This is a genomic window from Variovorax sp. KBW07 (assembly GCF_003852515.1).
GTDB lineage: Bacteria > Pseudomonadota > Gammaproteobacteria > Burkholderiales > Burkholderiaceae_C > Variovorax.
This window is the reverse complement of sequence record NZ_QAJK01000058.1, coordinates 17,865-41,158: the sequence shown is the minus strand read 5'-3', so window position 1 is coordinate 41,158 and position 23,294 is coordinate 17,865. Positions and strand designations below refer to the sequence as shown.

At 67.9% G+C, this 23,294-nt stretch carries 24 protein-coding genes; 6 read left to right on the top strand and 18 right to left on the bottom strand.

Going from position 1 to position 23,294, the window contains the following annotated elements:
• The first annotated feature begins 14 nt into the window (after window positions 1–14).
• Window positions 15–1,166, top strand: a complete 1,152-nt coding sequence (locus DBV14_RS13425; protein ID WP_124459669.1) for an acyl-CoA dehydrogenase family protein — start codon at window positions 15–17, stop codon at window positions 1,164–1,166.
• Between the two features lie 19 nt (window positions 1,167–1,185).
• On the opposite strand, the gene DBV14_RS13420 is transcribed toward DBV14_RS13425, so the two are convergent.
• From DBV14_RS13420 to DBV14_RS13405, 4 genes are all read right to left on the bottom strand, one after another.
• A complete protein-coding gene (locus DBV14_RS13420; protein ID WP_124459668.1) occupies window positions 1,186–1,569 on the bottom strand; it encodes a hypothetical protein in 384 nt (127 codons plus the stop codon).
• Between the two features lie 97 nt (window positions 1,570–1,666).
• Complete coding sequence (locus DBV14_RS13415) at window positions 1,667–2,497, bottom strand: AP2 domain-containing protein (RefSeq protein WP_185546009.1); 831 nt, start codon at window positions 2,495–2,497, stop codon at window positions 1,667–1,669.
• A gap of 215 nt (window positions 2,498–2,712) precedes the next feature.
• Entirely contained in the window at window positions 2,713–3,513 is an 801-nt protein-coding gene (locus tag DBV14_RS13410; protein ID WP_260397018.1) for an AP2 domain-containing protein, read from the bottom strand.
• 224 nt (window positions 3,514–3,737) lie between these two features.
• Window positions 3,738–6,434 (bottom strand): LuxR C-terminal-related transcriptional regulator, encoded by a 2,697-nt coding sequence (locus tag DBV14_RS13405; RefSeq protein ID WP_124459667.1) that lies wholly within the window; start codon window positions 6,432–6,434, stop codon window positions 3,738–3,740.
• Between the two features lie 169 nt (window positions 6,435–6,603).
• Between DBV14_RS13405 and DBV14_RS13400 the strand changes: the two genes are divergently transcribed.
• Genes DBV14_RS13400 through DBV14_RS13390 form a run of 3 tightly spaced genes read left to right on the top strand, consistent with a single transcriptional unit; the run spans window position 6,604 to window position 9,699 of the window.
• Window positions 6,604–7,386 (top strand): SDR family NAD(P)-dependent oxidoreductase, encoded by a 783-nt coding sequence (locus DBV14_RS13400; protein WP_093056669.1) that lies wholly within the window; start codon window positions 6,604–6,606, stop codon window positions 7,384–7,386.
• Between the two features lie 43 nt (window positions 7,387–7,429).
• Entirely contained in the window at window positions 7,430–8,608 is a 1,179-nt protein-coding gene (locus tag DBV14_RS13395; RefSeq protein WP_124459666.1) for an acetyl-CoA C-acetyltransferase, read from the top strand.
• Window positions 8,609–8,643: 35 nt separating this feature from the next.
• Window positions 8,644–9,699 (top strand): DUF2272 domain-containing protein, encoded by a 1,056-nt coding sequence (locus tag DBV14_RS13390; protein ID WP_124459665.1) that lies wholly within the window; start codon window positions 8,644–8,646, stop codon window positions 9,697–9,699.
• Between the two features lie 34 nt (window positions 9,700–9,733).
• Here the strand turns inward: DBV14_RS13390 and DBV14_RS13385 are convergent, their stop codons facing one another.
• The 9 genes from DBV14_RS13385 to DBV14_RS13345 all read right to left on the bottom strand — a co-directional run bounded on the left by DBV14_RS13385 (window position 9,734) and on the right by DBV14_RS13345 (window position 16,088).
• Entirely contained in the window at window positions 9,734–9,982 is a 249-nt protein-coding gene (locus DBV14_RS13385) for a DUF3297 family protein (protein ID WP_124459664.1), read from the bottom strand.
• 50 nt (window positions 9,983–10,032) lie between these two features.
• Entirely contained in the window at window positions 10,033–10,488 is a 456-nt protein-coding gene (locus tag DBV14_RS13380) for a ribonuclease HI family protein (protein ID WP_124459663.1), read from the bottom strand.
• A 40-nt stretch (window positions 10,489–10,528) separates the two neighbouring features.
• Window positions 10,529–11,011 (bottom strand): DUF4124 domain-containing protein, encoded by a 483-nt coding sequence (locus DBV14_RS13375; protein ID WP_124459662.1) that lies wholly within the window; start codon window positions 11,009–11,011, stop codon window positions 10,529–10,531.
• A 19-nt stretch (window positions 11,012–11,030) separates the two neighbouring features.
• Entirely contained in the window at window positions 11,031–11,585 is a 555-nt protein-coding gene (locus tag DBV14_RS34155; protein WP_124459661.1) for a glyoxalase superfamily protein, read from the bottom strand.
• Window positions 11,586–11,836: 251 nt separating this feature from the next.
• Complete coding sequence (locus DBV14_RS13365; RefSeq protein WP_124459660.1) at window positions 11,837–12,676, bottom strand: S9 family peptidase; 840 nt, start codon at window positions 12,674–12,676, stop codon at window positions 11,837–11,839.
• 80 nt (window positions 12,677–12,756) lie between these two features.
• Window positions 12,757–13,668, bottom strand: coding sequence for a DMT family transporter (locus DBV14_RS13360; RefSeq protein ID WP_124459659.1), 912 nt, complete (start codon window positions 13,666–13,668; stop codon window positions 12,757–12,759).
• Window positions 13,669–13,704: 36 nt separating this feature from the next.
• Window positions 13,705–14,478 (bottom strand): AraC family transcriptional regulator, encoded by a 774-nt coding sequence (locus DBV14_RS13355; protein ID WP_124459658.1) that lies wholly within the window; start codon window positions 14,476–14,478, stop codon window positions 13,705–13,707.
• Between the two features lie 88 nt (window positions 14,479–14,566).
• Complete coding sequence (locus tag DBV14_RS13350) at window positions 14,567–15,361, bottom strand: phosphodiesterase (protein ID WP_124459657.1); 795 nt, start codon at window positions 15,359–15,361, stop codon at window positions 14,567–14,569.
• 55 nt (window positions 15,362–15,416) lie between these two features.
• The gene (locus DBV14_RS13345; protein WP_124459656.1) at window positions 15,417–16,088 is read right to left on the bottom strand and encodes a nitroreductase; all 672 of its coding nucleotides are present in this window, start codon (window positions 16,086–16,088) and stop codon (window positions 15,417–15,419) included.
• A 165-nt stretch (window positions 16,089–16,253) separates the two neighbouring features.
• On the opposite strand from DBV14_RS13345, the gene DBV14_RS13340 reads away from it, so the two are divergent.
• Together DBV14_RS13340 and DBV14_RS13335 are read left to right on the top strand one after the other, a co-directional pair.
• Window positions 16,254–17,894, top strand: a complete 1,641-nt coding sequence (locus DBV14_RS13340; RefSeq protein WP_124459655.1) for a 3-(methylthio)propionyl-CoA ligase — start codon at window positions 16,254–16,256, stop codon at window positions 17,892–17,894.
• A 260-nt stretch (window positions 17,895–18,154) separates the two neighbouring features.
• The gene (locus DBV14_RS13335) at window positions 18,155–19,231 is read left to right on the top strand and encodes a MerR family transcriptional regulator (protein WP_124459654.1); all 1,077 of its coding nucleotides are present in this window, start codon (window positions 18,155–18,157) and stop codon (window positions 19,229–19,231) included.
• On the opposite strand, the gene DBV14_RS13330 is transcribed toward DBV14_RS13335, so the two are convergent.
• From DBV14_RS13330 to DBV14_RS13310, 5 genes are all read right to left on the bottom strand, one after another.
• Window positions 19,164–19,643 carry a hypothetical protein gene (locus tag DBV14_RS13330; RefSeq protein ID WP_124459653.1) on the bottom strand — a complete coding sequence of 160 codons (480 nt, stop codon included), beginning with the start codon at window positions 19,641–19,643 and terminating at the stop codon, window positions 19,164–19,166. The genes DBV14_RS13335 and DBV14_RS13330 overlap by 68 nt on opposite strands.
• Window positions 19,644–19,985: 342 nt before the next feature.
• Window positions 19,986–20,462 carry a copper chaperone PCu(A)C gene (locus tag DBV14_RS13325; RefSeq protein WP_124459652.1) on the bottom strand — a complete coding sequence of 159 codons (477 nt, stop codon included), beginning with the start codon at window positions 20,460–20,462 and terminating at the stop codon, window positions 19,986–19,988.
• A 77-nt stretch (window positions 20,463–20,539) separates the two neighbouring features.
• Window positions 20,540–21,205, bottom strand: coding sequence for an SCO family protein (locus tag DBV14_RS13320; protein ID WP_124459651.1), 666 nt, complete (start codon window positions 21,203–21,205; stop codon window positions 20,540–20,542).
• 107 nt (window positions 21,206–21,312) lie between these two features.
• Window positions 21,313–21,663 carry a DUF2946 family protein gene (locus DBV14_RS13315; RefSeq protein WP_124459719.1) on the bottom strand — a complete coding sequence of 117 codons (351 nt, stop codon included), beginning with the start codon at window positions 21,661–21,663 and terminating at the stop codon, window positions 21,313–21,315.
• A gap of 145 nt (window positions 21,664–21,808) precedes the next feature.
• Window positions 21,809–23,284: an amidohydrolase family protein gene (locus DBV14_RS13310; RefSeq protein WP_260397017.1), complete on the bottom strand. Its 1,476-nt coding sequence runs from the start codon at window positions 23,282–23,284 to the stop codon at window positions 21,809–21,811.
• Window positions 23,285–23,294: the final 10 nt, after the last annotated feature.

The following is a 23,294-nucleotide window of genomic DNA, read 5'->3' as shown; positions in this document are numbered from 1 at the left end:
CCAAGGAAACCAGCATGCCCATCGACTTCCACCGCTCCTGGAGCGACGAAGACCTGGATCTGTACCGCGACAACGTGGTGCGCTTCGTCGAGACCGAGGTGCTCCCGCACGACGAAGAAGCGCGCAAGCGCGGCCACGTGGGCCACGAGGTCTGGCGCAAGGCCGGCGCGCTCGGCCTGCTGTGCGCCGACATTCCCGAGCAATACGGCGGCGCCGGCGGCGACTTCCGCCACGAAGCCGTGGTGTACGAAGAGATGTCGCGCCGCGCCCTCACCGGCATGGCCACGTCGGTGCATGCCATCGTGGCGCACTACTTCTTGAACCACGGCACCGAGGAGCAAAAGCGCAGTTACCTGCCGCGCATGGCGAGCGGCGAGCTGGTCGGCGCCATCGCCATGACCGAGCCCGGTGCGGGCTCCGACCTGCAGGGCGTTCGCACGCGCGCCGAGAAAACATCCGATGGCGGCTACCTCATCAACGGTTCGAAGACCTTCATCACCAACGGCTACCTGGCCGGCGTGGTGCTGGTGGTGGCCAAGACCGACCCGGCGCAGGGCGCCAAGGGCACGTCGATCCTCATCGTCGAGACCGAGGGCTGCAAGGGCTTCCGGGTCGGCCGCGTGCTCGACAAGATCGGCATGAAGGCACAGGACACCTCCGAGCTTTTCTTCGACGACGTGCGCGTGCCGGCCGATGCGTTGCTCGGCGGGCAGGAAGGGCAGGGCTTCTTCCAGCTCATGAGCGACCTGCCGTACGAGCGCACCATCATCGGCCTGAGTGCGCTCGCCGCGATGGAAGGCGCCTACCAGGCCACGCTGGACTACGTGCGCGACCGCAAGGCCTTCGGCAAGCCGATTGCCGAGTACCAGAACACCAAGTTCAAGCTGGCCGAAATCGCCACGCAGATCAAGGTGGGCCGCGCCTTCATCGACCGCTGCATCGAAGACCTGGTGGCCGGCAAGCTCGACACCGCCACCGCCTCGATGGCCAAGCTCTGGGGCTCCGAAACGCAAGGCCGCGTGATCGACGAATGCCTGCAGCTGTTCGGCGGCTACGGCTACATGAACGAATACATGGTGGCGCGCATGTACGCCGACGCGCGCGTGCAGCGCATCTACGGCGGCACCAACGAGATCATGAAAGAGGTGATCTCGCGGGCGTTGTGACGCTGGAAAAAGCGGCCGCCTAAGAGAGCCGCCGCAGCTCCGCCCGCGCGATCTCGCGGTGCGGGTACGAGGGCGAAAGGCCGATGAAGGTCGAGTACTTCTCGCGCGCCGCCGCCGTGTTGCCCGCGTCTTCCAGCTCCAGCGCCTCGATGGTGAACTGCGTGAAGAGCCGGTTGGCGTCTTCTTCCCGCGGCGAGGCGGCCAGCGATTTCGGCTGCAGCTCGGGCTGCCGGGCGTAGATGCGGCGTTGCACTTCGATCATTTCGATCAGCGCACGGCCGATGCCTTCGATGTTGTCCGAGAGCGGTGCCAGGTCGGCCGTGCGGACTTCCGCCGCGGCCTGGTCCAGCAGGTGCGAGGCCACCCGCAAGAGGTTGTGAAGAGGCTTGAGCGTCGTCGTCATGGGCGCGCTGTTCGTGAAAGAAAGGCCGCCGCGGCGGGCGCGCGCTGGCTGTCGGGCTTCGCTGCTCGGGCTGCGAAGCCGGTGGGGTATCGGTCCATCAGGTGTCCTGTTTCGCGCCGGGGGCCGTGCGGCCGCGCGACTTCTTCGAGTGTGGTGGTTGTTGCTGTTGCTGCAGGGCAGATGCTGGGGAGTCCGGTGAACCCAGGCCGCGCATCTTTTCCGCGAGCTGGTTCGCGCGCTCGGCAATCGCCAGGCGCTTGGCCACATCGGGGCCGTGTTCCTTCACCGAGAACGCCTTGCTCACGCTGCCCTTGCCCGCCGTGTAGGTGATCGCCAGCCAGTAGCCGGGGTGCGCCGGGTTGGGTGTCTTGAAATGAACGCCGCTCACGCCGCTGGTGTTGTTGCGCCGGGTGATCTCGGACTTGGAGCGCTTGGGCGCGCGCGGGCCGTGCGGATGCGCCGACAGGCCCATGCGGATCGCTTCCTCGGCCGGATGCAGCCGCGCCAACCCTTTCATGCGCTTGAGCTGTTGCGCGCGTTCCTGCACGGCCAGCGCATGCGCCGCTTCGCCGAGGCCATCGACGGGAAAGTCGGCGCGCAATATCTCGTCCTGCGCGATGTAGGTCTTGGCCATCCAGCCGCGCACCTTGCCGCCCGGCGCCAGTTGATGGAACACGCCCGGTATGCCCGTCGTGTTGTTGGCCCGGGGCTTCTGCGCCCGCACGCGCCGCTCGACCGGCGGCACGCTCCTGACGATGAAGTCGCGCCAGTCCTGTGCATGAAGCAGCGCCTGTTCGGCACTGCCGTAGCTGGCCTTGCCGAAAAGCTTGTGGTGGCGGATGCCGTTGCGAACCAGGGAAACTTCGAAACCCCAAGACCTGGAGTAAATGCCGTACATGGCTGCCGGATTGGGGATACCTTTGGGCATTCTCGACGCGCTGAATCTTTCAGCATTGCTGCTTCTCATGAGCTCCCCGGACCGCGTGGCGCTCATTGGCGTGCGTGTTTCGCCGCTATTTTGGCCGAAGCCACATGACAGTTCTGCCCGACTGTATGTTTTTGGCGCAACGAAATTCCCGGCGGCAAAAGCATTGCCGCCGGCCCTCGTGGCGGGCACGGAGCCCGCCCTGCCGCACGAAAGCATTACAGGTCCGGCCTGGCTTCGGCGGTGGCCAGGTGCGACTGGCGGATCTCCGGGCGGTAGGGAACGGATACGCCTGTAGCGTTCAGTTTCGCCTCGAGCTGGCGCTCGCGCTCCGCAATGGCCATCTGCTTGGCCGTGTCCGGGCCGTGCTCCTTGATGGAGAAGGCCTTGCTCACGCTGCCCTTGCCCGCGGTGTAGGTGATGGCCAGCCAGTAGCCCGGGTGCCCGACGTTGGGCGACTTGAAGTGAACGCCGCTGACGCCGCTTGAATTGGTGCGCCGGCGGATCTCGGACTTCGAGCGCTTGGGCGAGCGCGGCTCGGCGGGGTGCGCCGCGGGCGCCGTGCGAATCGCTTCCTCGGCCGGGTGCAGCCTGGCCAGGCCGGCCATGCGCTCCAGCTGGCGCGAACGTTCCTCGATGGCCAGCGCCTGCGCCGCACTGCCCATGGCATCGACGGGGAAGTCGGTGCGAAGTACTTCGTCCTGCCCGATGTAGGTCTTGGCGACCCAGGCCCGGATCCGGCCGCTGGAGCCGACCTGGCAGAAGACGCCCGAAACACCGGTGGTGTTGTTGATGCGCAGCTTTTCGGCCCGTGCGCGCCGCGGCACGGGGGGCACGCTGCGCACCACCTCGTCGCGCCAGTCCTGCGCCTGCAGCAATGCCTGTTCTTCGCTGCCGTAGCTGGCGCGGCCGAACTGCTTGTAGTAGCGCGTGCCGTTGCGCACGATCGAGACTTCGAAGCCCCACGTGCGGGGGGAAATGCCATACATGGCGGCCGGGTTGGGTATTCCTCTGGGCATGGTGACTTCGTGCTTTGCAGCGCTCCCGGTATGGACGACTCCCCGAACCAGTTTCTGGGCTCTCTGAAGGGAATGCTAGGGATTGCGCGGGGGCGGCGGTATCACCGGAATCCGTAGTAGTGAGGGCCACCGGGAGGCCCGGACTACCGCTGCTACCCATGCCGGGCGCGCGCGGGTTTCAGGATGTACGGCGCGTGGCGGCGTTTTGGCGGCGCGCCGGGCCGTCAGCGGATCACGCCGATCTTCCGCGCGATCGCCACCGCCTGCGTCCGGCTCTTCGCGTCGAGCTTCATGTTGATGTTTCGCAGGTGCGTGCGCACCGTGCTGTCGGACACAAAAAGTTTCTCCGCCATCGCGTTGTTCGAGTACCCCTCGGCCAGCAGTTGCAGCACGCGAATCTCCTTGCGCGTGAGCGGCTCCTTCATGGCATCGCCGGCCGGCGCCTCGGCATCGGCCGGCGGCGCCATCGGCCCGATCAGCTGCAGCAGCCGCTGCAGGTGGTCGGCCAGGATCGGGTCGTTGCTGTTGCTGTTGCCGCCGCGCGACGCGGGCGCTTCGTGCATGGCCGTGGCGTACCGGTGGATCAGCGTCCCCACGGCCGGACCTTCGTCGAGGATCAGCCGCACGAACCCTTCCTGGCTCGCCGTCTGCAGCACTTCGCCGATTTCCTCGATGGCCGCGGCCATGTCGCCGGCGCGTTGCAGCGCCATCGCGCGCAGCACCCTGAGCTTGAGCGCGCGGCGGTTGCTGCCCGCCGCGCGCGCGGCATGGAGCTCGGCGTCGAGCACGTCCAGCGCGGCGCGCGGGTCGCCGAAAGCGATGTCCCAGCGCGCCCTGGCCAGCGCCAGGTAGTCGAGGTCGTGCGCGGGCAGGCGCTGGCGCCGTGCGCGCTCCCACAGCGCCGGGTCGTCGGCGCGCAGCAGTTCGTCGTGCGAGGCGGGGCCGTTGCCCTGCAGCAGCAGCATGCGCGAGCGCTCCAGCTTGGCGCTGGCCACCACGCGCGGCAACTGCCGGTGGTGTCCCAGGTATTCGAGCTCGGTCAGCGCCTGGAAGGCCGCGTCGATGTCGCCGGCGTGGAACGCGATGCGCGAGCGCATCACGTGGCTCAGGATCATGTGGTCGGGCAGGCCGACGTCGCGCGCCAGCGGCAGGTACACGTTCAGCAGGTGCTCGGCCTGCACCAGCTGGTGCGTTTCGTACACGGCACCGGCATACAGCACGCCGGCCCAGGCGTTGCCGTGGCTGTGGTTGTACGACACGGCGTGGGTCGAATCGACCGCCATGCGCAGGCGCGCCGTGGCCTGCCGCAGCCGGCCTTCGTGCAGGTCGAACAGCCCGGCCAGCGATTCGGTGTACATGCGGTTGAAGGTGCTGCTGCCGTGCTCGCGCGCGGCTTCGAGCATGCGCCGCGCCTCGTGCTGGTCGCCGCGCACGGCCAGGATGTGGGCCATGGCATTGAGCAGCACGCTGTCGGCAAAGGCCAGGCCGGTGGGCAGGCGCGCCAGGCTCTGGCGGCCGGCTTCGTAGGCCTCGTCGTGCCGGTCCTGCATGGCCAGCAGCAGCGGCACCAGCGAACGCGCGCTGGCCCGCACTTCGGGAATGGCGCTGTCGATGCAGCCCGATTTTTCGAGCATGCGCATCGCGTCCCACGGGCCGTGGGTGAAGCAGGTGGCCCACAGCGCGATGGGCTGCAGGAAGGGGTGTTCGCGCAGCTGGTGGTCGGGAATGGCCGAGAACCAGCGCGCCAGCATGCGCATGCGGCCCTGTTCGAGAAACTGCGCCGCATAGCTGTCGAGCAGCGTCAGCGCATATGGAGCGTCGCCGCCTTCGATGGCATGGTCGATGGCCGGCACCGGGCGGTCGTGCGATTCGTACCAGCCCGAGGCCGCGAGGTGCAGCCGCTCTATTTCTCCGGGTTGCTCGCGCGCCAGCTGCGCGCGCAGGAAGTCGGCGAACAGGCTGTGGTAGCGCCAGGCGCGGCCGTCGCCTTCGGCGCTCACGGGCGTCAGGAAGAGGTTGGACGCGGCCAGTTGTTCCAGGATGGCCGCGCAATCGGCGCGCGGGTTCAGCGCCTGGCACACCGAGGCGTCGAGCTGCCGCAGGATGCTGGTGCGCAGCAGGAAGTCACGAATCTCTTTCGGTTGGTGCGCGAGCACGTCTTCGGCCAGGTACTCGGCCACGGCGCGGTCGGAGCCCGAGAAGCGCTCGACAAAACCGGTCTCGGTGCCGTGCCGCTCCAGCGCCATCGACGCCAGCCAGATGGCCGCCACCCAGCCTTCGGTCTTGCGGTGCAGCTGCGAGAGCATGTCGGCGGGCAGCGCCTGCATGGCCGGGGCGGTGCGCAGGCCGAAGAAGGCGCTGGTTTCTTCCAGGCTGAAGCGCAGGCGGTCGGTGTCGATCTCGATGAGCTGCCCGCGCGCGCGCAGCCGGCCCATGCCCAGGTCGGGCAGGCCGCGCGAGCCGATCACGATCTGTCCGCGGCGCGGCAGGTGCTCGACGATCTCGCGCACCAGGCCCAGCACCGCCGGCTCCTGCACCACCTCGAAGTCGTCCAGAAACAGCGTGAAGGGCGCGTCGTGCGCGGCCAGTGCGGCCACCGCGTCGAAGGGGCCGTTGGCGCGCGGCTCTTCCACGCCCAGGCGCAATGCGGCCTCGGCCAGGCAATTGAGAAAGCGCGACACGTCGTTGTCGGCGCGGTCCAGCGTGAGCCACGCGGTGGCGATGCCCCGGGCCTCCATGCGCGCGCGGATCTGCGCCATGGCCGTGGTCTTGCCGAAGCCGGCCGGTGCGCGCACCAGCACCAGCTTCACGGTGGCCGCGGCGGCAATCTCTTCGCTGATTGCGGTGCGCGGCACCTGCGTGGCGGTGGTGGCCGGCGGGTTGAGCTTGGTTTCGAGAATCCTGGCGGTGGGAGGCGACATCGCGAGCGAACGGACGAACTGGCGAACGGAAAAAGGACAGGGCGGCGCACGGCCCGAAGCGGCCCGGATTTCCGTCGTTTCCGACGATGCCGCCGTCGATTCTGCTTCCTAAACTGGCCGGCGACAAACCGTTCACGCCATTGCCGACTACTCCCTGCAAGGAACCCTGATGCAACTCGATTCAAGTATTGCCGCCGTCGTCACGGGCGGCGCCTCGGGCCTGGGCGCCGCCACCGCGCGCCGCCTGGCCAGCCACGGCGTGAAGGTCGCGTTGTTCGACCTCAATGCAGAGCAGGGCGAAGCGCTTGCCAAGGAACTGGGCGGTGTGTTCTGCAAGGTCGACGTGACCTCCGAAGAGCAGGTTGACGCGGCCTTTGCCAAGGCCCGCGCCGCGCACGGGCAGGAGCGCGTGCTGGTCAATTGCGCCGGCACCGGCAACGCCGTGAAGACCGCGAGCCGCGACAAGGCTACGGGCGAGATCAAGCACTTTCCGCTCGCCAATTTCGACCGCATCATCCAGATCAACCTGGTGGGCACCTTCCGCTGCATCGCCAAGTCGGCGGCCGGCATGCTCACCCTCGACATGCTGCAGGACGGCGAGCGCGGCGCCATCGTCAATACCGCTTCGGTGGCGGCGCAAGACGGGCAGATGGGCCAGGCGGCCTACACCGCGTCGAAGGCCGGCATCGTCGGCATGACGCTGCCGATTGCGCGCGACCTCATGAGCGAAGGCATCCGCGTGAACACCATCCTGCCGGGCATCTTCGACACGCCGTTGCTGCAGGGCGCGCCCGACAACGTGAAGGCGGCGCTGGCGGCATCGGTGCCATTTCCCAAGCGGCTGGGCAACCCGGCGGAGTACGCGACGCTGGCCGAGCTGATGATCACCAACGGCTATTTCAACGGCGAGAGCGTGCGCCTCGACGGGGCCATTCGCATGGCGCCGCGCTGACCCGTTCGCCCTCTCATTTCCTCAGAAACCCAGGAGAAATTTCATGCCCGAAGCCTATATCGTCGCCGCCGCGCGCACCGCCGGTGGCCGCCGCAACGGCCGCCTTGCCGGATGGCACCCGGCCGACCTTGCCGCGCAGGTGCTCGATGCGCTGGTGGCGCGCACCGACGCCGACCCCGCGCTGATCGAAGACGTCATCATGGGCTGCGTCGGCCAGGCCGGCGAGCAGGCCTCGAACATCGCGCGCAACGCGGTGCTGGCCTCGCGCCTGCCCGAGTCGGTGCCGGCCACCTCGGTCGACCGGCAGTGCGGCTCGTCGCAGCAGGCGCTGCACTTCGCGGCGCAGGCCGTCATGTCGGGAAGCATGGACATCGTGATCGCGGCCGGCGTCGAAAGCATGACGCGCGTGCCGATGGGCCTGCCCACCACGCTGCCACTGAAGAACGGGCTGGGCTTCTACGTGAGCCCGCTGATGGCGAAGCGCTACCCCGACATCCAGTTCAGCCAGTTCACCGGCGCCGAGATGATCGCGAAGAACTACGGCATCGAGAAGTACGAACTCGACGCCTACGCGCTGCACAGCCACAAGAATGCCATCGAGGCCACCAAGGCCGGCCGCTTCGCGCAGGAAATCGTGCCGGTGGCGGTGCGCATGGCCGACGGCACCGAGCCGGGCGACATGCACACCACCGACGAAGGCATTCGCTACGACGCCACGCTGGAGAGCATCGCCGCCGTCAAGCTGATCGCCGAAGGCGGGCGCTGCACCGCGGCCACGGCCAGCCAGATCTGCGATGGCGCGAGCGGCCTCATGGTGGTCAACGAGCGCGGCCTGAAAACGCTCGGCGTGAAGCCGCTGGCGCGCATCCATCACATGAGCGTGATGGGGCACGACCCGGTCATCATGCTGGAGGCGCCCATTCCCGCCACGCAGCGCGCCTTGCAGAAGGCCGGCATGAAGATCGAGGACATCGACCTGTACGAAGTCAACGAAGCCTTTGCGCCGGTGCCGCTGGCCTGGCTGCAGACGATGGGCGCCGACCCGGCGCGGCTGAACGTGAATGGCGGCGCCATCGCGCTGGGCCACCCGCTGGGCGCTTCGGGCACCAAGCTGATGACCACGCTGGTCCACGCGCTCGGCCAGCGCGGCAAGCGCTACGGCCTGCAGACCATGTGCGAAGGCGGCGGCATGGCCAACGTGACCATCGTCGAGCGGCTCTGAGCTTCGGCGGGGCCGCGGGCTATGCTCGCAGCCACATGCCGTTCGACGACACCGCTTTCTCTTCTTCTTCACTGCCGGGTGCGCGCGCCGTTGCGTTCGCGCTCGGGCTGGTGCTGGTGCAGGCATTGGCCTTCACCGGCAGCGCCTGGGCCATGCCGGGCTGCCTCGACACCGCCGTGCAGGTGCCGTCGCCGCCGCGTGCGCTCGCGATGGCCGATGCGGCGTTGCTGGAGCACCAGGCTTTCGGCGGCCAGGCCATGGATGCCGAAGGCCGCCTCACCCAATCGGGCGATTCCGAGGCCGAGGACACGCGCCGTTCGGCCAAGGGCCCGGCACCCTGGCAGCGCGTGCTCGGCTATTGGCGCGCCATCGATCCGCAGGACAGCAGGCTGCCGTCGCTGGTGCGCTTCGGTGGCACGCACCCCGCGGACCGGCGGCTGCTGACGCAGGCGCTGAACCAGTCGGCCGCTCTTTCGTTGCAGAGCCCTGGCGGCGGTCCCGACCTGGGGCTCGATGCCAACGGCCTGCGCGCGGCCGAGGTCGCGCTGAACCGCGTGGCCGTGATCGATTCGCCCTGGTCCGCCGCGTTCATCAGCTGGCTCGCGCGCCGTGCCGGGCTGAGCGACCAGGAGTTCGTTTTTTCGGAAGCGCACGTCGACTACGCGGGCGCCGCCTGGCAGGCCGGCGTGGCCGAGTCGGCCGGCCAGCCCACGCGTTCCGCCATGCGCGCCTGCGACCTGATGCGCACGCCGCCGCGCGTCGGCGACCTGGTGTGCCAGGCACGGGGCACCGCCGGCGCCGGGCTCAATACCTTCGACAAGATCGGGGAGGTGCTGGCCACGCGCCCGACCGGCGGCGAGGCGCTGCCGATGCATTGCGATGTGGTGGTGGCCATCGATGCCACGGGCTTCGACACCGTGGGCGGCAACGTGCTGCAGTCGGTCACGTTGCGGCGCCTGGACTTTGCGCGCGGCACCCAGCTGCTGGACCCGAGCTACCTGCCCGAAGGCTGCGCGCTGAGCCGCGCGCCCGGGTGCGTCGACCGCCACATGAGCCGCCAGCCGTGGTCGCTGTTGCTGCAGTGGCGCTGAGTTGCTGAACGGCTGAACCGCCGCGCGGTGGCGCTCAGCGGTAGAACGCTTCGACCTTGCCCTTCAGCTTGAGCAGCAACGGGCGGCCCTTGCGGTCGACCGTCTTGCCCGAGGGCACCTTGATCCAGCCTTCGCTGATGCAGTATTCCTCGACGTCGAGGCGTTCCTTGCCGTTGAAGCGGATGCCGATGTCGCGCTCGAAAAGGGCCGCCACGTGGTGCGGGCTGCGCGGGTCGGTGGACAAGTGGTCGGGAAGGGGTGGGAGGGGAGTGGCTTCTGTCATGGCGCCCGATGATAGGACCTGGCGGCCGGCCATTTCACCGGCGGGCCGTGCTAGCGGCGTTTCTTCTTTTTCGTGGCCTTGGCGGCGGGCTTGGGCGCAAAGCCCAGGGCGGCGCGTGCCAGCGCATCGGCCTCGCCATTGCGGTGGCGCGGAATCCAGCGGATGCTGGCCTGCTCGAAGGTGCCGAGCAGCGCGCGGGCGTCGTCGAACAACTCGGCCATGCGCGCAATCGGCCTGGCGGGCTGCGCCGTGCCGAGCTGCTCGACCAGGATGCTGTTGTCGCTGTAAGCCTGCACGTTCGTCGCACCCTGGGCCCGCAGTTCGTGCAGGGCCAGGGTCAGCGCCCGCAGCTCGGCCTCGTTGTTGCAGCCCGTGGTGTGCGTGGCCTGCGACAGCGTGCGGCGGCTGCCGTCGGGCGCCGTGATGACGGCGCCGATGCCCATGCGGCCCGGGTTCGGCATGGCGCTGCCGTCGCAATAGACGACCCACGGAAGGCTCTGGCTCATTCGCTTGTTCGTTCGGGAGGCTTCGGGACGTGTGCGGCCGCTAGCAGTTGTTGCGCTTGATGCCCGCGAGATTGCACGGCCGCTGGCCGGGCGGCGGGCCTGGGTCTTGCGCACGCGGCGGCGGCCGGCGCGCGTGGCGCCAGCCGTCGTAGTACGGGTCCGGGCTCAGGATGACGATGCCCGGGTCTTGCGCGGGCTCCTGCGCAGGGCGGGCGTCGGGGTTGCGCGGAATGATCGACGGACCCGACGGCGTGTTCTGCGCCAGGGGCGATGGCGCGGCATGCGGTGCCGGTTGCGGTGCAGCATCGGCGCGGCGCGCCTCGTCGGAGGGCGAGCGTGGCGCCGGCGGTGGCGATTCGAGAATCGCCACCGGCCGCGACTGCCGGCTGCCCGACGGGCAGGCGCCATCGGTGTACGAGATGGCGCCGTTGGCGTCGGTGCAGCGAACCACCTCCGCATGCGCGCCCGGCCCCATCGCCAGGGCCGAGAGAAAAACCGAAAGCGAAAGGGCTGCGGTGCGCATGGTGTCGTGAGGGCGGACGCTATTCCGCCGAGGGTTCGCAGAACCGGATGCGGTTGCTGAAGGGATCGATCACTGTCATCTCTTTCCCCCAGGGCTGTTCCTCGATGCCGGGTTTCATGTGGGCGTAGTTCCTGCCGGCCAGTTCCTTCTGGTAGGCCACCACGCCGCTCATGGTGACATAGGCGGTGGCGCCGGGGCTGGCGTCGCCATGATGACCACTGAGGTGGAGTGTCATCCCGGAACGGGACACCTGGCAATAGAGCGGAAAGTTGTCGCCGAACCGGTGCTCCCAGTCGAGGCGGAAGCCCAGGAAGTCGATGTAGAACTCCTTGACCTTCTGCTCGTCGAAGATCCGGAAAATAGGCGAGGGCGCATGCAGCGCAATGCCGCTGGAATCCGTGGCCGCTTCGACGGTGGCCGCATCGATCTTCGCGGCCAGCACGTTCCAGTCGGAGAAGCCGAATTGAGCAGCCACCGCTTCGAGCGCCTGGCTGTGCGAGATGTCGATGTCCTGCTGCTTGAGCGTGGCCTTGAGCGCCTTGGCCATGGCCTTGGCATCGAGAAAATTACGCATGGTGTGATCCATCCTTCCGATGGCGAAGAATCGAGGTCGGTGCTCGCATTGCCAACGTCTTCGCCATGGAGGTTGGAGAGGAACGCGGGAGAAAAGAAATACTTTCACCATGCCCCGGAAGGGCGCGAGCGGCAGGCAGTATCGGCCGGGTGAAATGTTAGCGGGGTTGGGAGGCCGGGGCAACCGGCCGGGAGCGTCTTGCCGCTCCCGGGCAAGCCTTCGACGAACACCACGCGGCGCCGCACGATGGTTCACTGCGCCAGGTACGCCTCGACCGCCGGGCCCCAGAGCGCAGGCTGCGTGTACAGCATGTGGCCGTTCATGCCCGGCTCGAGGTCGAAGGCCTTGAAGCTTCCCTTGCCACCTGCCGCGGTGAATGCCTCGAAGTTTTTCCGGCTGTGCGCGATGGCGTAGAAGCTGTCCTTCTCGCCGTACAGCCAGAGCGTGGGTTGCGAGAACGCGGCGCCGCGCCTGAAGGTGACCGGGTTGATCGCATCGGCGGCGTTGCCGGGGCACTTGTCGCTCATCCAGCCGCCCACGAAATTGATGGCACCCTGAAAGACGTTTGGCCGTGTGCCCGCGTAGGCAATGGCAAGGATTCCACCGCGGGACCAGCCCGCGATCTCCATGCGCCTGGCGTCCACGTCGGGGTTGCGCTGCAGCCATGCGGCGGCCGCGTCCAGGTCGGCGAGTGCGTGCTCGAAGCCCGCCAGCGCCAGGGCCGGTTCGCAGCTGTAGTGGTCGCGCTTGGCGGTAAAGCCTTCGTCGTAGAGCCCGTCCGATTGGCCGCGCCCGCGCCGCTGCGGAAACGCCACCAGCCAGCCGCGCTGCGTGAACCAGCTCGCCAGGCGTTCGGGTGCCCAGGTCTGCTTGAACAGCGAAGGGTCGTTGCCGATGCCGGTGGAGCCGTGGTTGAACATGACGGCCGGGAACGGGCCGGCGCCCTCGGGCTTGTAGACCACCATCTCCAGCGTGACGGGCGCGCCGTTCTCGACGAAGGGCGTGGGCACGCGCACCGTGCTGCGCTCTTGCGCCGCGCACACCGCCGCGGCGAAGAAGAGGCAGGCGGCGATGAAGAGGCGCTTTGTCATGGGCGGTGGTGTCCTTGAAGATACGCCGCATTCTGCCCGCGCGACCTGAAGCCGCTACCCAACGCCACTGCCTTGTGCCGCTATGGCAACGGCTGCGTGGCCTTCGCCCCGAAGCGAACCGCGCCGCTCGCCAGCACGACGCCCGGCACGACCAGCCCCAGCGCGAGCAGCACCGCGCCGGTGACGGGTTCGTCCATCCAGTACGCCGCGCCGAGCGTGGTCAGCACCGGCACCAGCGCGGCCGACAGCGAAGCACGCGACGCACCCAGCCGCGCGACCGCCACCATGTAGACCACCAGCCCCAGCAGGCCCGCGACCACGCCTTGCCCCACGGCCTGCAGCGCAACGTCGGGCCATGGCGCGCTGAGCAGTTTCGGCGCGCCGGCGAAGCACAGCACCGGCAACAGCAGCAGGCTCGACCATCCGTTCACGAAGGCGGCACCTTGCCACGGTGTGAATCCGCAATGCGCGAAGGCCAGCGAATGCACGGCCCACAGCATGGCCGCCGCGAGAAAGAGAAGGTCACCCCGCCAGTCGAGCGAGCCGCTGCGGAAGCTGCCCGCCGCGAACAGCACCATGCCGGCCGCGATGCAGGCCAGCCCCAACAAGCGGATGCCGCCGACTTTCTGGCCCTTGTGAAGCCATGCCCCCACCGCCGTGAACAGCGGCAGGCTGCCCGCCATGAAGATGCCCATGTGGCTCGCGGGCGCCCAGCGCGCGCCGGCCAGCACCAGCAGTCCGAAGGGCAGGCCACCGCCGATGACGAACAGCACGAGCGTCAGGCGCGGGGCGTTCGGCGGAATCAACCTTTCTTTGCTGCCGAGCCACAGCGGGCCGAGCAACAAAGCGGGAATGCCGTAGCGCATCAGCGCCAGTTCCATCGGGCCGAGCGTGGTGGTCACGCCGTGGCGCGAGACGAGTTGCCAGGCGCTGCCGACGAACGCGGCGGTGAGTGCGGCCAGGAGGCCTGCGAGAAGATTGCTGCGGTCCATCGCGGCGAGTCTCGCGACCGCGCCGCACGGTGGCTATCAGATTCGTGCGCCCAGCACGCGCCGTGCTTCGCCCAATGTGGCGCCGGTTTCGCGGCGGAAGATCGCGCCCAGGTGGCTCTGGCTGCAGTAGCCGAGGTCGTGCGCGATGCCCGCGAGATCAAGGTCGCCTTCGGCCAGTCGCTCCATCGCCGCCGCCAGCCGCAGGTGCTGGCGGTACTGGTGCAGGCTCAAGCCGGTCTGCTCGCGGAAGCTGCGCGCCAGATGAAACGGAGAACGCGACACCGCGTCGGCCAGGTCGTGCAGGGACACGCGCGAGCCACCGTTTTCTGTTTCCGCCAGCAGCCGCCGCGCACGGGCGACCGCACCCGTCAGCGGCGCTTGCGGGCGCGACCGGTCGAGCGCCTCGACCAGTGCCCCGAGGTCGCCGGCACCCGTGCCGTTCGCCAGCAGCTGGCGCTGTGCGGCATGAAGCCGGTACAGCAAGCCCGGCCGCAGGAAGCAGAAGCTGGGCGTGCCATCGGCAGGCTGTGGGGACGCGTGTCCGCTGACCACCAGACTCTGGCGCGCGGTGTCGGCGGTGGGGCGCATCTGGTAGACCGCCGCATCGCCGAAGCGCATGGCGGTCAGGCTGTCGACCAGCCAGGTGTGATCGCCCGAGCGCACGTCGAGCATCGTGCGGCCCATCGGGAAGACGATGCGCCGCGAGGCCACGGTGTAGGGCGTGCTCCACTCGGCGCGCTGCGCATGGAAGCGCACGTGCTCCACATCGAACCCATGTCCGGTGTGGAGAAGCGTTCGGTCCTTGGGCATCGCGTGGCGTGTGGGGTGATATGGGGTGGCGGGGAATGGTGGCGGGGGTTCCAGTCGCATTCTGCTGCCGGCGGGCCATTGCCGCACGTCAAGCAAACGGATAAGGCCCCGCCATCGCGCCGATATGGCTCACATGGCTCACCATGCCGTGCGCTTCGTCCCACAGGTGCAGCATGCAGCCCGGCCGGCCCAGGTACGAGGCGGGTGCCGCATCGGCCTTCAGCTGCAGCGCGATTTCCGTCGTGCTGCTCGGGCACGAACACACGACGGTGCCGGCCCAGCGCCGCAGCATCGTGCGGTGCACGTGCCCGCACAGCACGCGCTCCACGTTGCCGGCCCCGCGCACGATGGCTTCGAGCGGCGCGGTGTCCATGTAGCGGTATGCGTCCATGTAGGGAATGCCGCTCATGAACGGTGGGTGGTGCAGCATCAGCAGCGTCGGCTTCTTGCGATCGGCCTGCAGCGTGCGTTGCAGCCATGCGAGGCCTTCCGCATCGACACCGCCATGGTGGAGCCCGGGAATGCACGAGTCCAGCGCGACGATGCGCACCGGGTGCTCGTCGACGCAGTAGTGCAATGCGCCGGTGCGCGGCAGGTAGGCATGGTCGGCGAAGGCCGCGCGAAAGTTCTCGCGCTCGTCATGGTTGCCGGCAATGACGAGGTACGGAATGTCGAGCTTCGCGAGCCGCGTACGCACTTCGGCGTATTCGTCCGGCCGGCCTTCGTCAACGAGGTCGCCTGTCAGCAGCACCAGGTCGGGACGGCGGTCCAGCCCATGCAGGTGCGCGATGGCTTCTTCGAACATGCGGTTCGAGTCGACAACGCCCTGGTAGAGCTGCCCGGCGGGCCGTACATGGGGATCGGAAATCTGCGCGATGAGCATGGTGAGAGCAAGCCTCGTGGTTTCCCATCGCCAAGCAGGTTTCGTTCCGGGCCTTTCAGATGCCGGTGAACTCCGCCACTTCGTGCAGCCCCGCGCGCTCGGTCACCAGCGCATCCAGCGGCCTGCTGCGGTCGGCGTGGCCGATGGCCATGCCGGTGAACAGCATGCGTTCGGGTGGCAGCGAAATGAACTGGCCGATGGTGCGCGGGTAGATGGCCCAGCACTCCTGCGGGCAGCTGTCGAGCCCTTCGGCGCGCAGCAGCAGCATCACGTTCTGCAACATCATTCCCAGGTCGGACCACTGCGGTGGGCCCATGCGGCGGTCGACGCTGCAGAACAGCGCGAGCGGCGCACCGAAGAACTGGTAGTTGCGCGCAAACCATTCGCGCCGTGCCGCCTTGTCTTCACGCGGAATGCCCAGGCGCGCGTACATCGCTTCGCCGACTGCGAAGCGGCGGTCGCGGTAGGGCGCCACCAGTTCGCGCGGGTAGATGTCGTATTCGCTGCCTTCGCCGGTGGGCGCTTCCTGCACGCGGGTGCGCATGATGGCCTTGAGCTGTGCGAGCTTGTCTCCGCCCACCACGTGCAGGTGCCAGGGCTGCAGGTTGCCGCCCGAAGGCGCGCGCAAGGCCTGCGCGAGCACGCGGCGAATGACGTCGCCATTCACCGGCGTGTCTAGAAAATCGCGCACCGAGCGGCGGGTGGCCACGGCGTCCTGAACGTTCATGAAAAAAGAGTCCTTGTGATGTGCCCGCGCAGGGGCTCGCGCGGCACGGCGGGGCCATGTTAGGGGCAACCCTCGGGTGTTCTCAATCGTCCGTTCCGACGATGGGGCGTGGCAGGCGGCCTGCCTACCATCTGCTGCGATTTCCCACGCCCAGGAGACACACACATGCTCGGACTGATGCAAGACCGCCCGCTGCTGATCTCGTCGCTGATCGACCACGCAGCCACTTTCCATCCGCACGCGGAGATCGTCGGGCGCACCGTGGAGGGGCCGGTGCATCGCACCAACTACGCGGAACTGCAGCGCCGTTCGAAGCAGGTGGCGAATGCAATGAAGGCGCTGGGCATCGAGTCCGGCGACCGCGTCGGCACGCTGGCATGGAACACCTACCGCCACCTGGCGCTGTACTTCGGCGTGTCGGGCGCGGGCGCGGTGCTGCACACGGTGAACCCGCGGCTCTTTCCCGAGCAGATCGACTACATCGTCAACCACGCCGAAGACAAGGTGCTGTTCTTCGACGCCAACTTCGCGCCGCTGGTCGAGAAGCTGGCGCCCGGCCTGAAGTCGGTGCGTGCCTTCATTGCCATGACCGACCGCGCGCACATGCCCGCCATCGACGTGCCCAACCTGCTGTGCTACGACGAGCTGATCGGCGCGCAGAGCGAGGACTACACCTGGCCCGAGTTCGACGAGCGCACCGCCTCGTCGCTTTGCTACACATCCGGCACCACCGGCAACCCGAAGGGCGTGCTGTATTCGCACCGCTCCACGGTGCTGCATTCGCTGATGGAATGCGCGCCTGACACCTTCGGCGTGAATTCGCAGATGACGCTGCTGCTCGCCGTGCCGATGTTCCATGCCAATGCCTGGGGCATGCCTTACGCGGCGGCCATGACCGGCATGAAGCTGGTCATGCCCGGCCCGCACATGGACGGCCAGAGCCTGTACGAGTTGATGCGCGACGAAAAGGTCGGCTTCTCGCAGGCCGTGCCCACCATCTGGCTGATGCTTTTCCAGTACTTCGACGCGCACCCCGAAATCGACACGCGTGCCCTGGGCCTGAAGCGCATCGGCGTGGGCGGTGCCGCCACGCCGCGCGCCATGATCGAACGCTTCGAGCGCGACTTCGGCGCCGACTTCGTGCAGGGCTGGGGCATGACCGAGACCAGCCCCATCGGCGTGATCGGCAACCTGCTGCCCAAGCACCTGTCGATGCCCAAGGAAGAGCAGATGCGCGTGAAGATGCGGCAGGGCCGCGGCGTGTGGGGCGTGGAGCTGAAGGTCGTCGGCGAAGATGGCCAGCGCCTGCCGCACGACGGCAAGGCCTTCGGCCACCTGCACGTGCGCGGTCCGTGGATTGCGAGCGGTTACTTCAAGGGCGAAGGCGGCTCGGTGCTCGACGCCGAAGGTTTCTTTCCGACGGGCGACGTGGCCAACATCGACGAAGACGGTTATGTGCAACTGGTCGACCGCGCAAAAGACGTTATCAAGTCGGGCGGCGAATGGATTTCTTCCATCGACCTGGAGAACGCGGTGAGCGGGCATCCGGCCGTGGCCGAGGCGGCCGTCATCGGCATCGCGCACCCGAAGTGGCAAGAGCGCCCACTGCTCATCGTGGTGAAGCGCGCGGGTGCGGAGGTCACGGGCGAGGAACTGCTCACTTTCCTTTCGACGCGCGTTGCAAAGTGGTGGCTGCCGGACGACGTGGCCTTCGTCGACAGCCTGCCGCATACAGCCACCGGCAAGCTGCTCAAGACCAGGCTGCGCGAAATGTTCAAGGGATATGTCGCGGCAAAGTCAGTTTGATGACTTGTTCGATTTTTCTGTGGACAACTCTGTGGGTTGTCGGGGGAGGCGAGGCGGCGAAGCGAGGATTGACGGGGCTTCCCACCACGTTGCCTGTTGAATAAGCAGCGCCTTCGGCTGGGGAAAAAAGAGGGTTGCCGGGCGCGAAGGTATTCAGAAAAGCGTGATAGGGGATGGGCGGATTTTTGTTGCGGCCCGGCGCTTGACCCGGCCCCAGGGGCACCCTCTAAAAATGGAAGATCGAACCAAAGGAATCATCCATGCGATCTTCAGCCCCGTACCTGAATCCGTCCGAAGCGGCGCGCCGACTCGGCGTGTCGGCCAAGGCGTTGCGGCTCTACGAACAGCGTGGTTTGCTGGAGCCCGTTCGAACATCGGCCGGGTGGCGCGCCTATGGTCCCGACGAGATGGCGCGTGCCTCGGAAATCGTCGGCCTGCGCGCCTTGGGCTTCAGCCTTGCGCAAGTGGGGCGCGTGTTGAAGGGCGATGCCCAAGGCCTGGAGCAAACGCTGGCGGTGCATCAGAAAGCACTTGAAGCGCAGCTTCGCCAGCTCGCGCACACCGCCCAAAAAGTTCGCGACCTGCGAAGCGATGTGGCGCAAGGCCGCACGCCGACGCTCACGGAGTTGGCCGGTTTGCTGGCGCCCGTTTCTTCAACGGTCAGTGCCGCATTCGATCTGCCGTGGCCTTGGGGTGGCGAGCGCTTCGAGTGGCGTGGCATGCGGTCCCTGAACTACATCGTCGGCCCGCTCGGCAGTGGCAAGACGCGGCTGGCGCAACGCCTTGCCGAAGCGCTGCCCCATGCCGCGTGGCTGGGGCTCGAAAGGCTGGAAGATGGCGGTGCCGCCGCGCGGTCGAAGCTGGACAACGATCCGTTGTTGAGAGCGCGGGTCGATGAGGCCATGGCCTGGCTTGTCGAAGACGGTGCCGTGCCATCGGATGCCCTGGTCGCGTTGCTTGCCGCGCTGGAAGCGGAAGGCCCAGCGGCCTTTGTCGTGGACATGATCGAACAGGGCCTGGCGCAGGCCACGCAGGAGGCGTTGATGGCGTGGCTGCGTGGCCGTGGACCGGGCGCGCGCCCGATCTTCATGCTCACGCGTTCCTGCGCCATCCTCGACCTGGCGGCCGTCGGCGCGGACGAAGCCATCGTTCTTTGTCCCGCGAACCACAGTCCGCCGACGCAGGTTGCGCCGTACCCCGGCGCGCCGGGCTACGAGGCTGTGGCCACCTGTCTCGCGTCGCCCGAGGTGCGGGCCCGAACCGCAGGGGTCATCGCGTGGCGGCCGCCGGTGGTGGCCACTTGCCCCGCACCAGCGCCGCCCGCCCGAACGGCGTGATGCGCCGCACGATGGCCAGCTCGCGCGGGGCGCTGCCGTCTTTCCAGTTCAGCGCGGGGCTGATCGATGCATCGACAAAGCCGGCCTGCTTCAGCGCCTCGATGCAGTTGATTTCTTCGGGCTCTTCCACGCGCAGCGGAAACGGCGAGTGTTCGATGCGGTGCAGGTAGGCCATGGGCTCGAGGCTTTTCTTCTTCGCGGGCTTCGGTGGCTTCGACGGTGTTTCGTCGCCGTGGCCTCGCATGCGGGCGATCTCGGCATACCCCTCGTCGGTGATGCAGACCACCAGCGCGGCCTGCGCCAGCCTGTAGTTGCCGCCCGGATCGAACGCCGGGTCGATGGACGCCTCGATGAGGCTGGTGGCTTTCAGGACCGAGACGCGCCGGACATCGTGCGCGTCCGTCACGTGCATCGGCAAGCGAGCGTGCTCCAGTTGAAGAAGGTAAGTAAGCGGCACCGAAGATCCCCTGTCTGCGCCCCTCCCGCCCACTGCTGCCGACGTCGTTCCTGTGCCGCGCCACCTCGCTGAAGCGAGGGCACCGCAGGAACGCCGCCACCTTTTCTGAACAACCCGCACGCGCTGGCATATCGACCCGCGAAGGGCAATCACCGAAGCACGTAGGAATTGTTAAAAGTTGTTTTCCTCGGATGATTCTTGTGGAGCCGGGCGGTGGTGCGCCATCCCCGAAACAGGGTATTCGGTGGTATTTTTTTTCGGGATCGCGCTACCGCCCGCCGTCAGCCGCGTGCCGGCTCAATGCTTGTGGTCGCCATGCCCCGCGGCCGGCTTCGCCGATGCATTCAGCGCGCGCACGGGCGCCTTCACTTCGACCGTTTCGCGCTTGCCGTCCTTGGCTTCGAACACCAGTGTCAGCGGCACGGTGTCGCCTTCCTTCACCTGCTGCTTCAGGTCGAGCAGCATCACGTGGTAGCCACCGGGCTTGAGTTCGACGGTCTTGCCGGCGGGCACGTCGAGCGCCGGAATCTGCCGCATGCGCATCACGTTGTCCTGCATCGCCATTTCATGCACTTCGACGACGGGCGTGACGGGTGAGCTGGCCGACACCAGCTTCGTGTCCTTGGCGGCGCTCAGTTGCATGAACGCGCCGGTGGCCTTCTGCTGCGGCACGGTGGCGCGCACCCAGGCTTCCTTGACGGTGACTTGGGCGTGCGCGCTGGCCACCAGGAACGAGGCGGCGGAGAGGGCGAGGATGCGTGCGATGGGGGTCATGAGAAGAATCTCCTTGGAGTGATCGATGAGTGATCGATGAGTGCGTGAATGGAGGGATGAACGGATCGGGTGGAAGCTCAGGCGGATGTCTTCAAGATCTGCCGCAGGTCTTGCGCGCATTCTTCCGCGCCTTGCTCGTGGCGCAGCACCAGCCGTATCTTTCCCTCGGGGTCGAACACGTAGCTGAAGGCCGAGTGGTCCATGGTGTACGACGAGCCTGTGGGCACCTTCTTGTAGAAGACCTTGAAGTCCTTGGCGGTCTCGGCGGTTTTCTGCAGGTCGCCATACAGCCCGATGAAGCTCGCATCGAAGGCCTGCGTGTAGGCCTTGAGCACCACGGGTGTATCGCGCTCGGGATCGACGGTCACGAAGATCACCTGCAAGCGCTGGCCATCGGTGCCCAGCATGCGGCGGATTTCCGCGGCGCGCACCAGCGCGGTGGGGCACACGTCGGGGCACTGCGTGAAGCCGAAGAACATCATCACGGCCTTGCCCTTGAAGTCGGCCAGCGTGCGCTCGCGGCCATCGGGATCGGTCAGGCGAAAGTCCTGCGCGTACTTGGCGCCGGTGATGTCGACGCCGTTGAAGCTGGCGGGCAGCACCTTGTCGCAGCCGGCAAGGGAGGCAAGCGACAGCGCGGCCAGCCCGCCGCCGGCCAGCAGCAGCGCGCGGCGGCGTGATGAAGGCGCGCCGGGAATGGGAGATGCCGCGCGCGTTGCGTGCGACGGAAGGGTCTTGTTCATGAAAGCTCTCTCCAGCGCCCACGGGGGCGCCGACTCATTGCAGGAACGTGCGATGCGGCATCCGCCCGAGCGGCGGCATCACGCGCTGATGAAGAACTGAAAAGGAGTCAGGAGAAAGCAGGAGGCCCGCGCGCCGGCATCGGCGCAGTGGCCATCGCGGCGATGTGCACCGACTGAAGCGGCCGCGGCGCATGGGCCGGCGGCATGAACACGGGAAGCGACACCACCGGTGCGGCGGGCGGCGCGCCGGACAGCACGCACAGCGGGCAGTCCATGTGGCCCGCGCCCAGCTCTTGCGCACCATCGTCGGTGTGCACGATGACCTTGACCGAGCCGATGCTCGAGCAGACCAATTCCATGGCCTGCGGATGCACCACCGGCGAAGCCACGGCCGCGCCGATCGACAGCGTGAACCACAGCAGCACCCAGCGGACCAGGTCCGTGCCCGGACGCCGCATGCCCGCGCGGGTGGCGGGCCGTTGGTGCGGGGCGTGGCGAAGGGAGCGCATCGGCGCGGATTATCGGCCACCCGCGCGTGCCGCATGTTCCGTAGGTGCTTCGGGGAAAGCCCTTCGGACTGCGGGACTGCGGGGCCTCGGGACTTCAGAGCTTCAAGGTCGCGCCCGCCGCGGCGCGAATGCGGTCCGCCGATTGCCGCGCGCGGCGCATGATGCCCTGCGTGTCGTAGGCCAGCAGCCGCCCGTTGCGCTTCACGATGCGGCCATCGACCATCACGGTGTCGACGTTGGCGGCACTGCCGCTCTGCACGATCGCCGTTTCCACGTTGCCTATCGGTCCCATGTTCAGGTCCTGCGTGCGCACCAGGATGATGTCGGCGCGCTTGCCTTCGGTGATGGAGCCGGTGACGTCGCCCAGCCCCATGGCGATGGCGCCGTTGAGGGTCGCCATCTCGATCACCTCGGGCACGCCGACGGCCTTCGACCGTTCGCTCGGCGTGCCGGCCCACGGCACGCCCAGGTTCCAGGTGAAGCGCATCGCCTCGAACATGTCCGGCGGCGCGATGGAGGTCGCATCGCTCGACAGCGAAATGGCCAGGCCCGCGTTGCGCATCGCGAGGAGCGCGGCGCGCGCATCGCCGGTGCCGCTGAGCCGCAGCTCGGAGTGCGTGGCAAAGGTCAGCGGCGTTTTCGTGCGCGCCATGGCCGCCAGGTCGGCCGTGCTGGCGGGCACGTAGTGGGCGATCATGAAATCGGGGCCCAGGTAGCCGCGCCGCTCGTAGTCGACGGCATCGACGTTGTTGGGCGCCTCCTGCGGTGCGTGGATGGCCATGGGCAGCCCGCTGGCCTTGGCGAACTTCATCTCTTCGTGGAACACGGCATCGGTGCTCTGCTGCGGGCCGCGCAGGTTCAGCCCCAGGTGCACCAGCCCGTCGAAAGGCGAGCGCTCGCCGAACCATTCGCGCCGCACGCGCGCCAGGTCGTCGTAGCGGTTGATTTCGTCGGCGGGCATCTTGTCGACGTGGCCGTAGGCATAGCGGGCGCGCAGCAGCGACTGCCGGTGCGCACGCAGCTCGGCATCGGCGTGGGCCGGCGAGCGCGTGTTGTGCGACCAGTTGTGCACGGTGGTGGTGCCGCCGTTGGCCAGCTCGGCGCAGCCCAGCAGCACGCTGTTGTAGAAGTCGTCGGGCGTGTACAGGGTCGAGGTCGCGTTCTTGGCGGGGTAGTACGAAAAGCCGCCCTCGCTTGCGGTGAAGCTGCGGCCGATGGCGCTCCACATGTGATAGTGGGAATTGACGAAGCCCGGCATGACGATCATGTCGGTCGCATCGATGATCTCCGTGCCGGCCGGTGCGCGGAGGCCCCGCCCGATCTTCTCGATCACGCCATCGCGAACCAGCACATCGGCGCGCGGCAGCACGCCCTTCGCGCGGTCCACGGTGATGACCGCGCCGTTGCGCACCAGGTAGCTGCCGCGGCGGATGCGGGGCGCTGCGGGCGATGCTGGCGAGCGGGCCGTGCGGGCTGAAACCGACGCCGCGCCGACGAGCGCCGGGGCACCGGTGGCGGCGACCATCAGGGCGCCCACGAAGCGGGTGAAGTCTCTCTTGGTTGTTTTCATGTTTTCGACC

Coding starts and splice junctions, on each gene's coding strand:
- DBV14_RS13355 (WP_124459658.1), bottom strand. CDS start 14,478: ATGCCCAAGGACCGAACGCTTCTCCACACCGGACATGGGTTCGATGTG.
- DBV14_RS13390 (WP_124459665.1), top strand. CDS start 8,644: ATGCCGTTCGACGACACCGCTTTCTCTTCTTCTTCACTGCCGGGTGCG.
- DBV14_RS13310 (WP_260397017.1), bottom strand. CDS start 23,284: ATGAAAACAACCAAGAGAGACTTCACCCGCTTCGTGGGCGCCCTGATG.
- DBV14_RS13385 (WP_124459664.1), bottom strand. CDS start 9,982: ATGACAGAAGCCACTCCCCTCCCACCCCTTCCCGACCACTTGTCCACC.
- DBV14_RS13405 (WP_124459667.1), bottom strand. CDS start 6,434: ATGTCGCCTCCCACCGCCAGGATTCTCGAAACCAAGCTCAACCCGCCG.
- DBV14_RS13380 (WP_124459663.1), bottom strand. CDS start 10,488: ATGAGCCAGAGCCTTCCGTGGGTCGTCTATTGCGACGGCAGCGCCATG.
- DBV14_RS13325 (WP_124459652.1), bottom strand. CDS start 20,462: ATGACCCCCATCGCACGCATCCTCGCCCTCTCCGCCGCCTCGTTCCTG.
- DBV14_RS13400 (WP_093056669.1), top strand. CDS start 6,604: ATGCAACTCGATTCAAGTATTGCCGCCGTCGTCACGGGCGGCGCCTCG.
- DBV14_RS13415 (WP_185546009.1), bottom strand. CDS start 2,497: ATGCCCAAAGGTATCCCCAATCCGGCAGCCATGTACGGCATTTACTCC.
- DBV14_RS13330 (WP_124459653.1), bottom strand. CDS start 19,643: ATGCACGTGACGGACGCGCACGATGTCCGGCGCGTCTCGGTCCTGAAA.
- DBV14_RS13320 (WP_124459651.1), bottom strand. CDS start 21,205: ATGAACAAGACCCTTCCGTCGCACGCAACGCGCGCGGCATCTCCCATT.
- DBV14_RS13375 (WP_124459662.1), bottom strand. CDS start 11,011: ATGCGCACCGCAGCCCTTTCGCTTTCGGTTTTTCTCTCGGCCCTGGCG.
- DBV14_RS13365 (WP_124459660.1), bottom strand. CDS start 12,676: ATGACAAAGCGCCTCTTCATCGCCGCCTGCCTCTTCTTCGCCGCGGCG.
- DBV14_RS13410 (WP_260397018.1), bottom strand. CDS start 3,513: ATGCCCAGAGGAATACCCAACCCGGCCGCCATGTATGGCATTTCCCCC.
- DBV14_RS13345 (WP_124459656.1), bottom strand. CDS start 16,088: ATGAACGTTCAGGACGCCGTGGCCACCCGCCGCTCGGTGCGCGATTTT.
- DBV14_RS13315 (WP_124459719.1), bottom strand. CDS start 21,663: ATGCGGCGTCCGGGCACGGACCTGGTCCGCTGGGTGCTGCTGTGGTTC.
- DBV14_RS13420 (WP_124459668.1), bottom strand. CDS start 1,569: ATGACGACGACGCTCAAGCCTCTTCACAACCTCTTGCGGGTGGCCTCG.
- DBV14_RS13360 (WP_124459659.1), bottom strand. CDS start 13,668: ATGGACCGCAGCAATCTTCTCGCAGGCCTCCTGGCCGCACTCACCGCC.
- DBV14_RS13340 (WP_124459655.1), top strand. CDS start 16,254: ATGCTCGGACTGATGCAAGACCGCCCGCTGCTGATCTCGTCGCTGATC.
- DBV14_RS13350 (WP_124459657.1), bottom strand. CDS start 15,361: ATGCTCATCGCGCAGATTTCCGATCCCCATGTACGGCCCGCCGGGCAG.
- DBV14_RS34155 (WP_124459661.1), bottom strand. CDS start 11,585: ATGCGTAATTTTCTCGATGCCAAGGCCATGGCCAAGGCGCTCAAGGCC.
- DBV14_RS13395 (WP_124459666.1), top strand. CDS start 7,430: ATGCCCGAAGCCTATATCGTCGCCGCCGCGCGCACCGCCGGTGGCCGC.
- DBV14_RS13335 (WP_124459654.1), top strand. CDS start 18,155: ATGCGATCTTCAGCCCCGTACCTGAATCCGTCCGAAGCGGCGCGCCGA.
- DBV14_RS13425 (WP_124459669.1), top strand. CDS start 15: ATGCCCATCGACTTCCACCGCTCCTGGAGCGACGAAGACCTGGATCTG.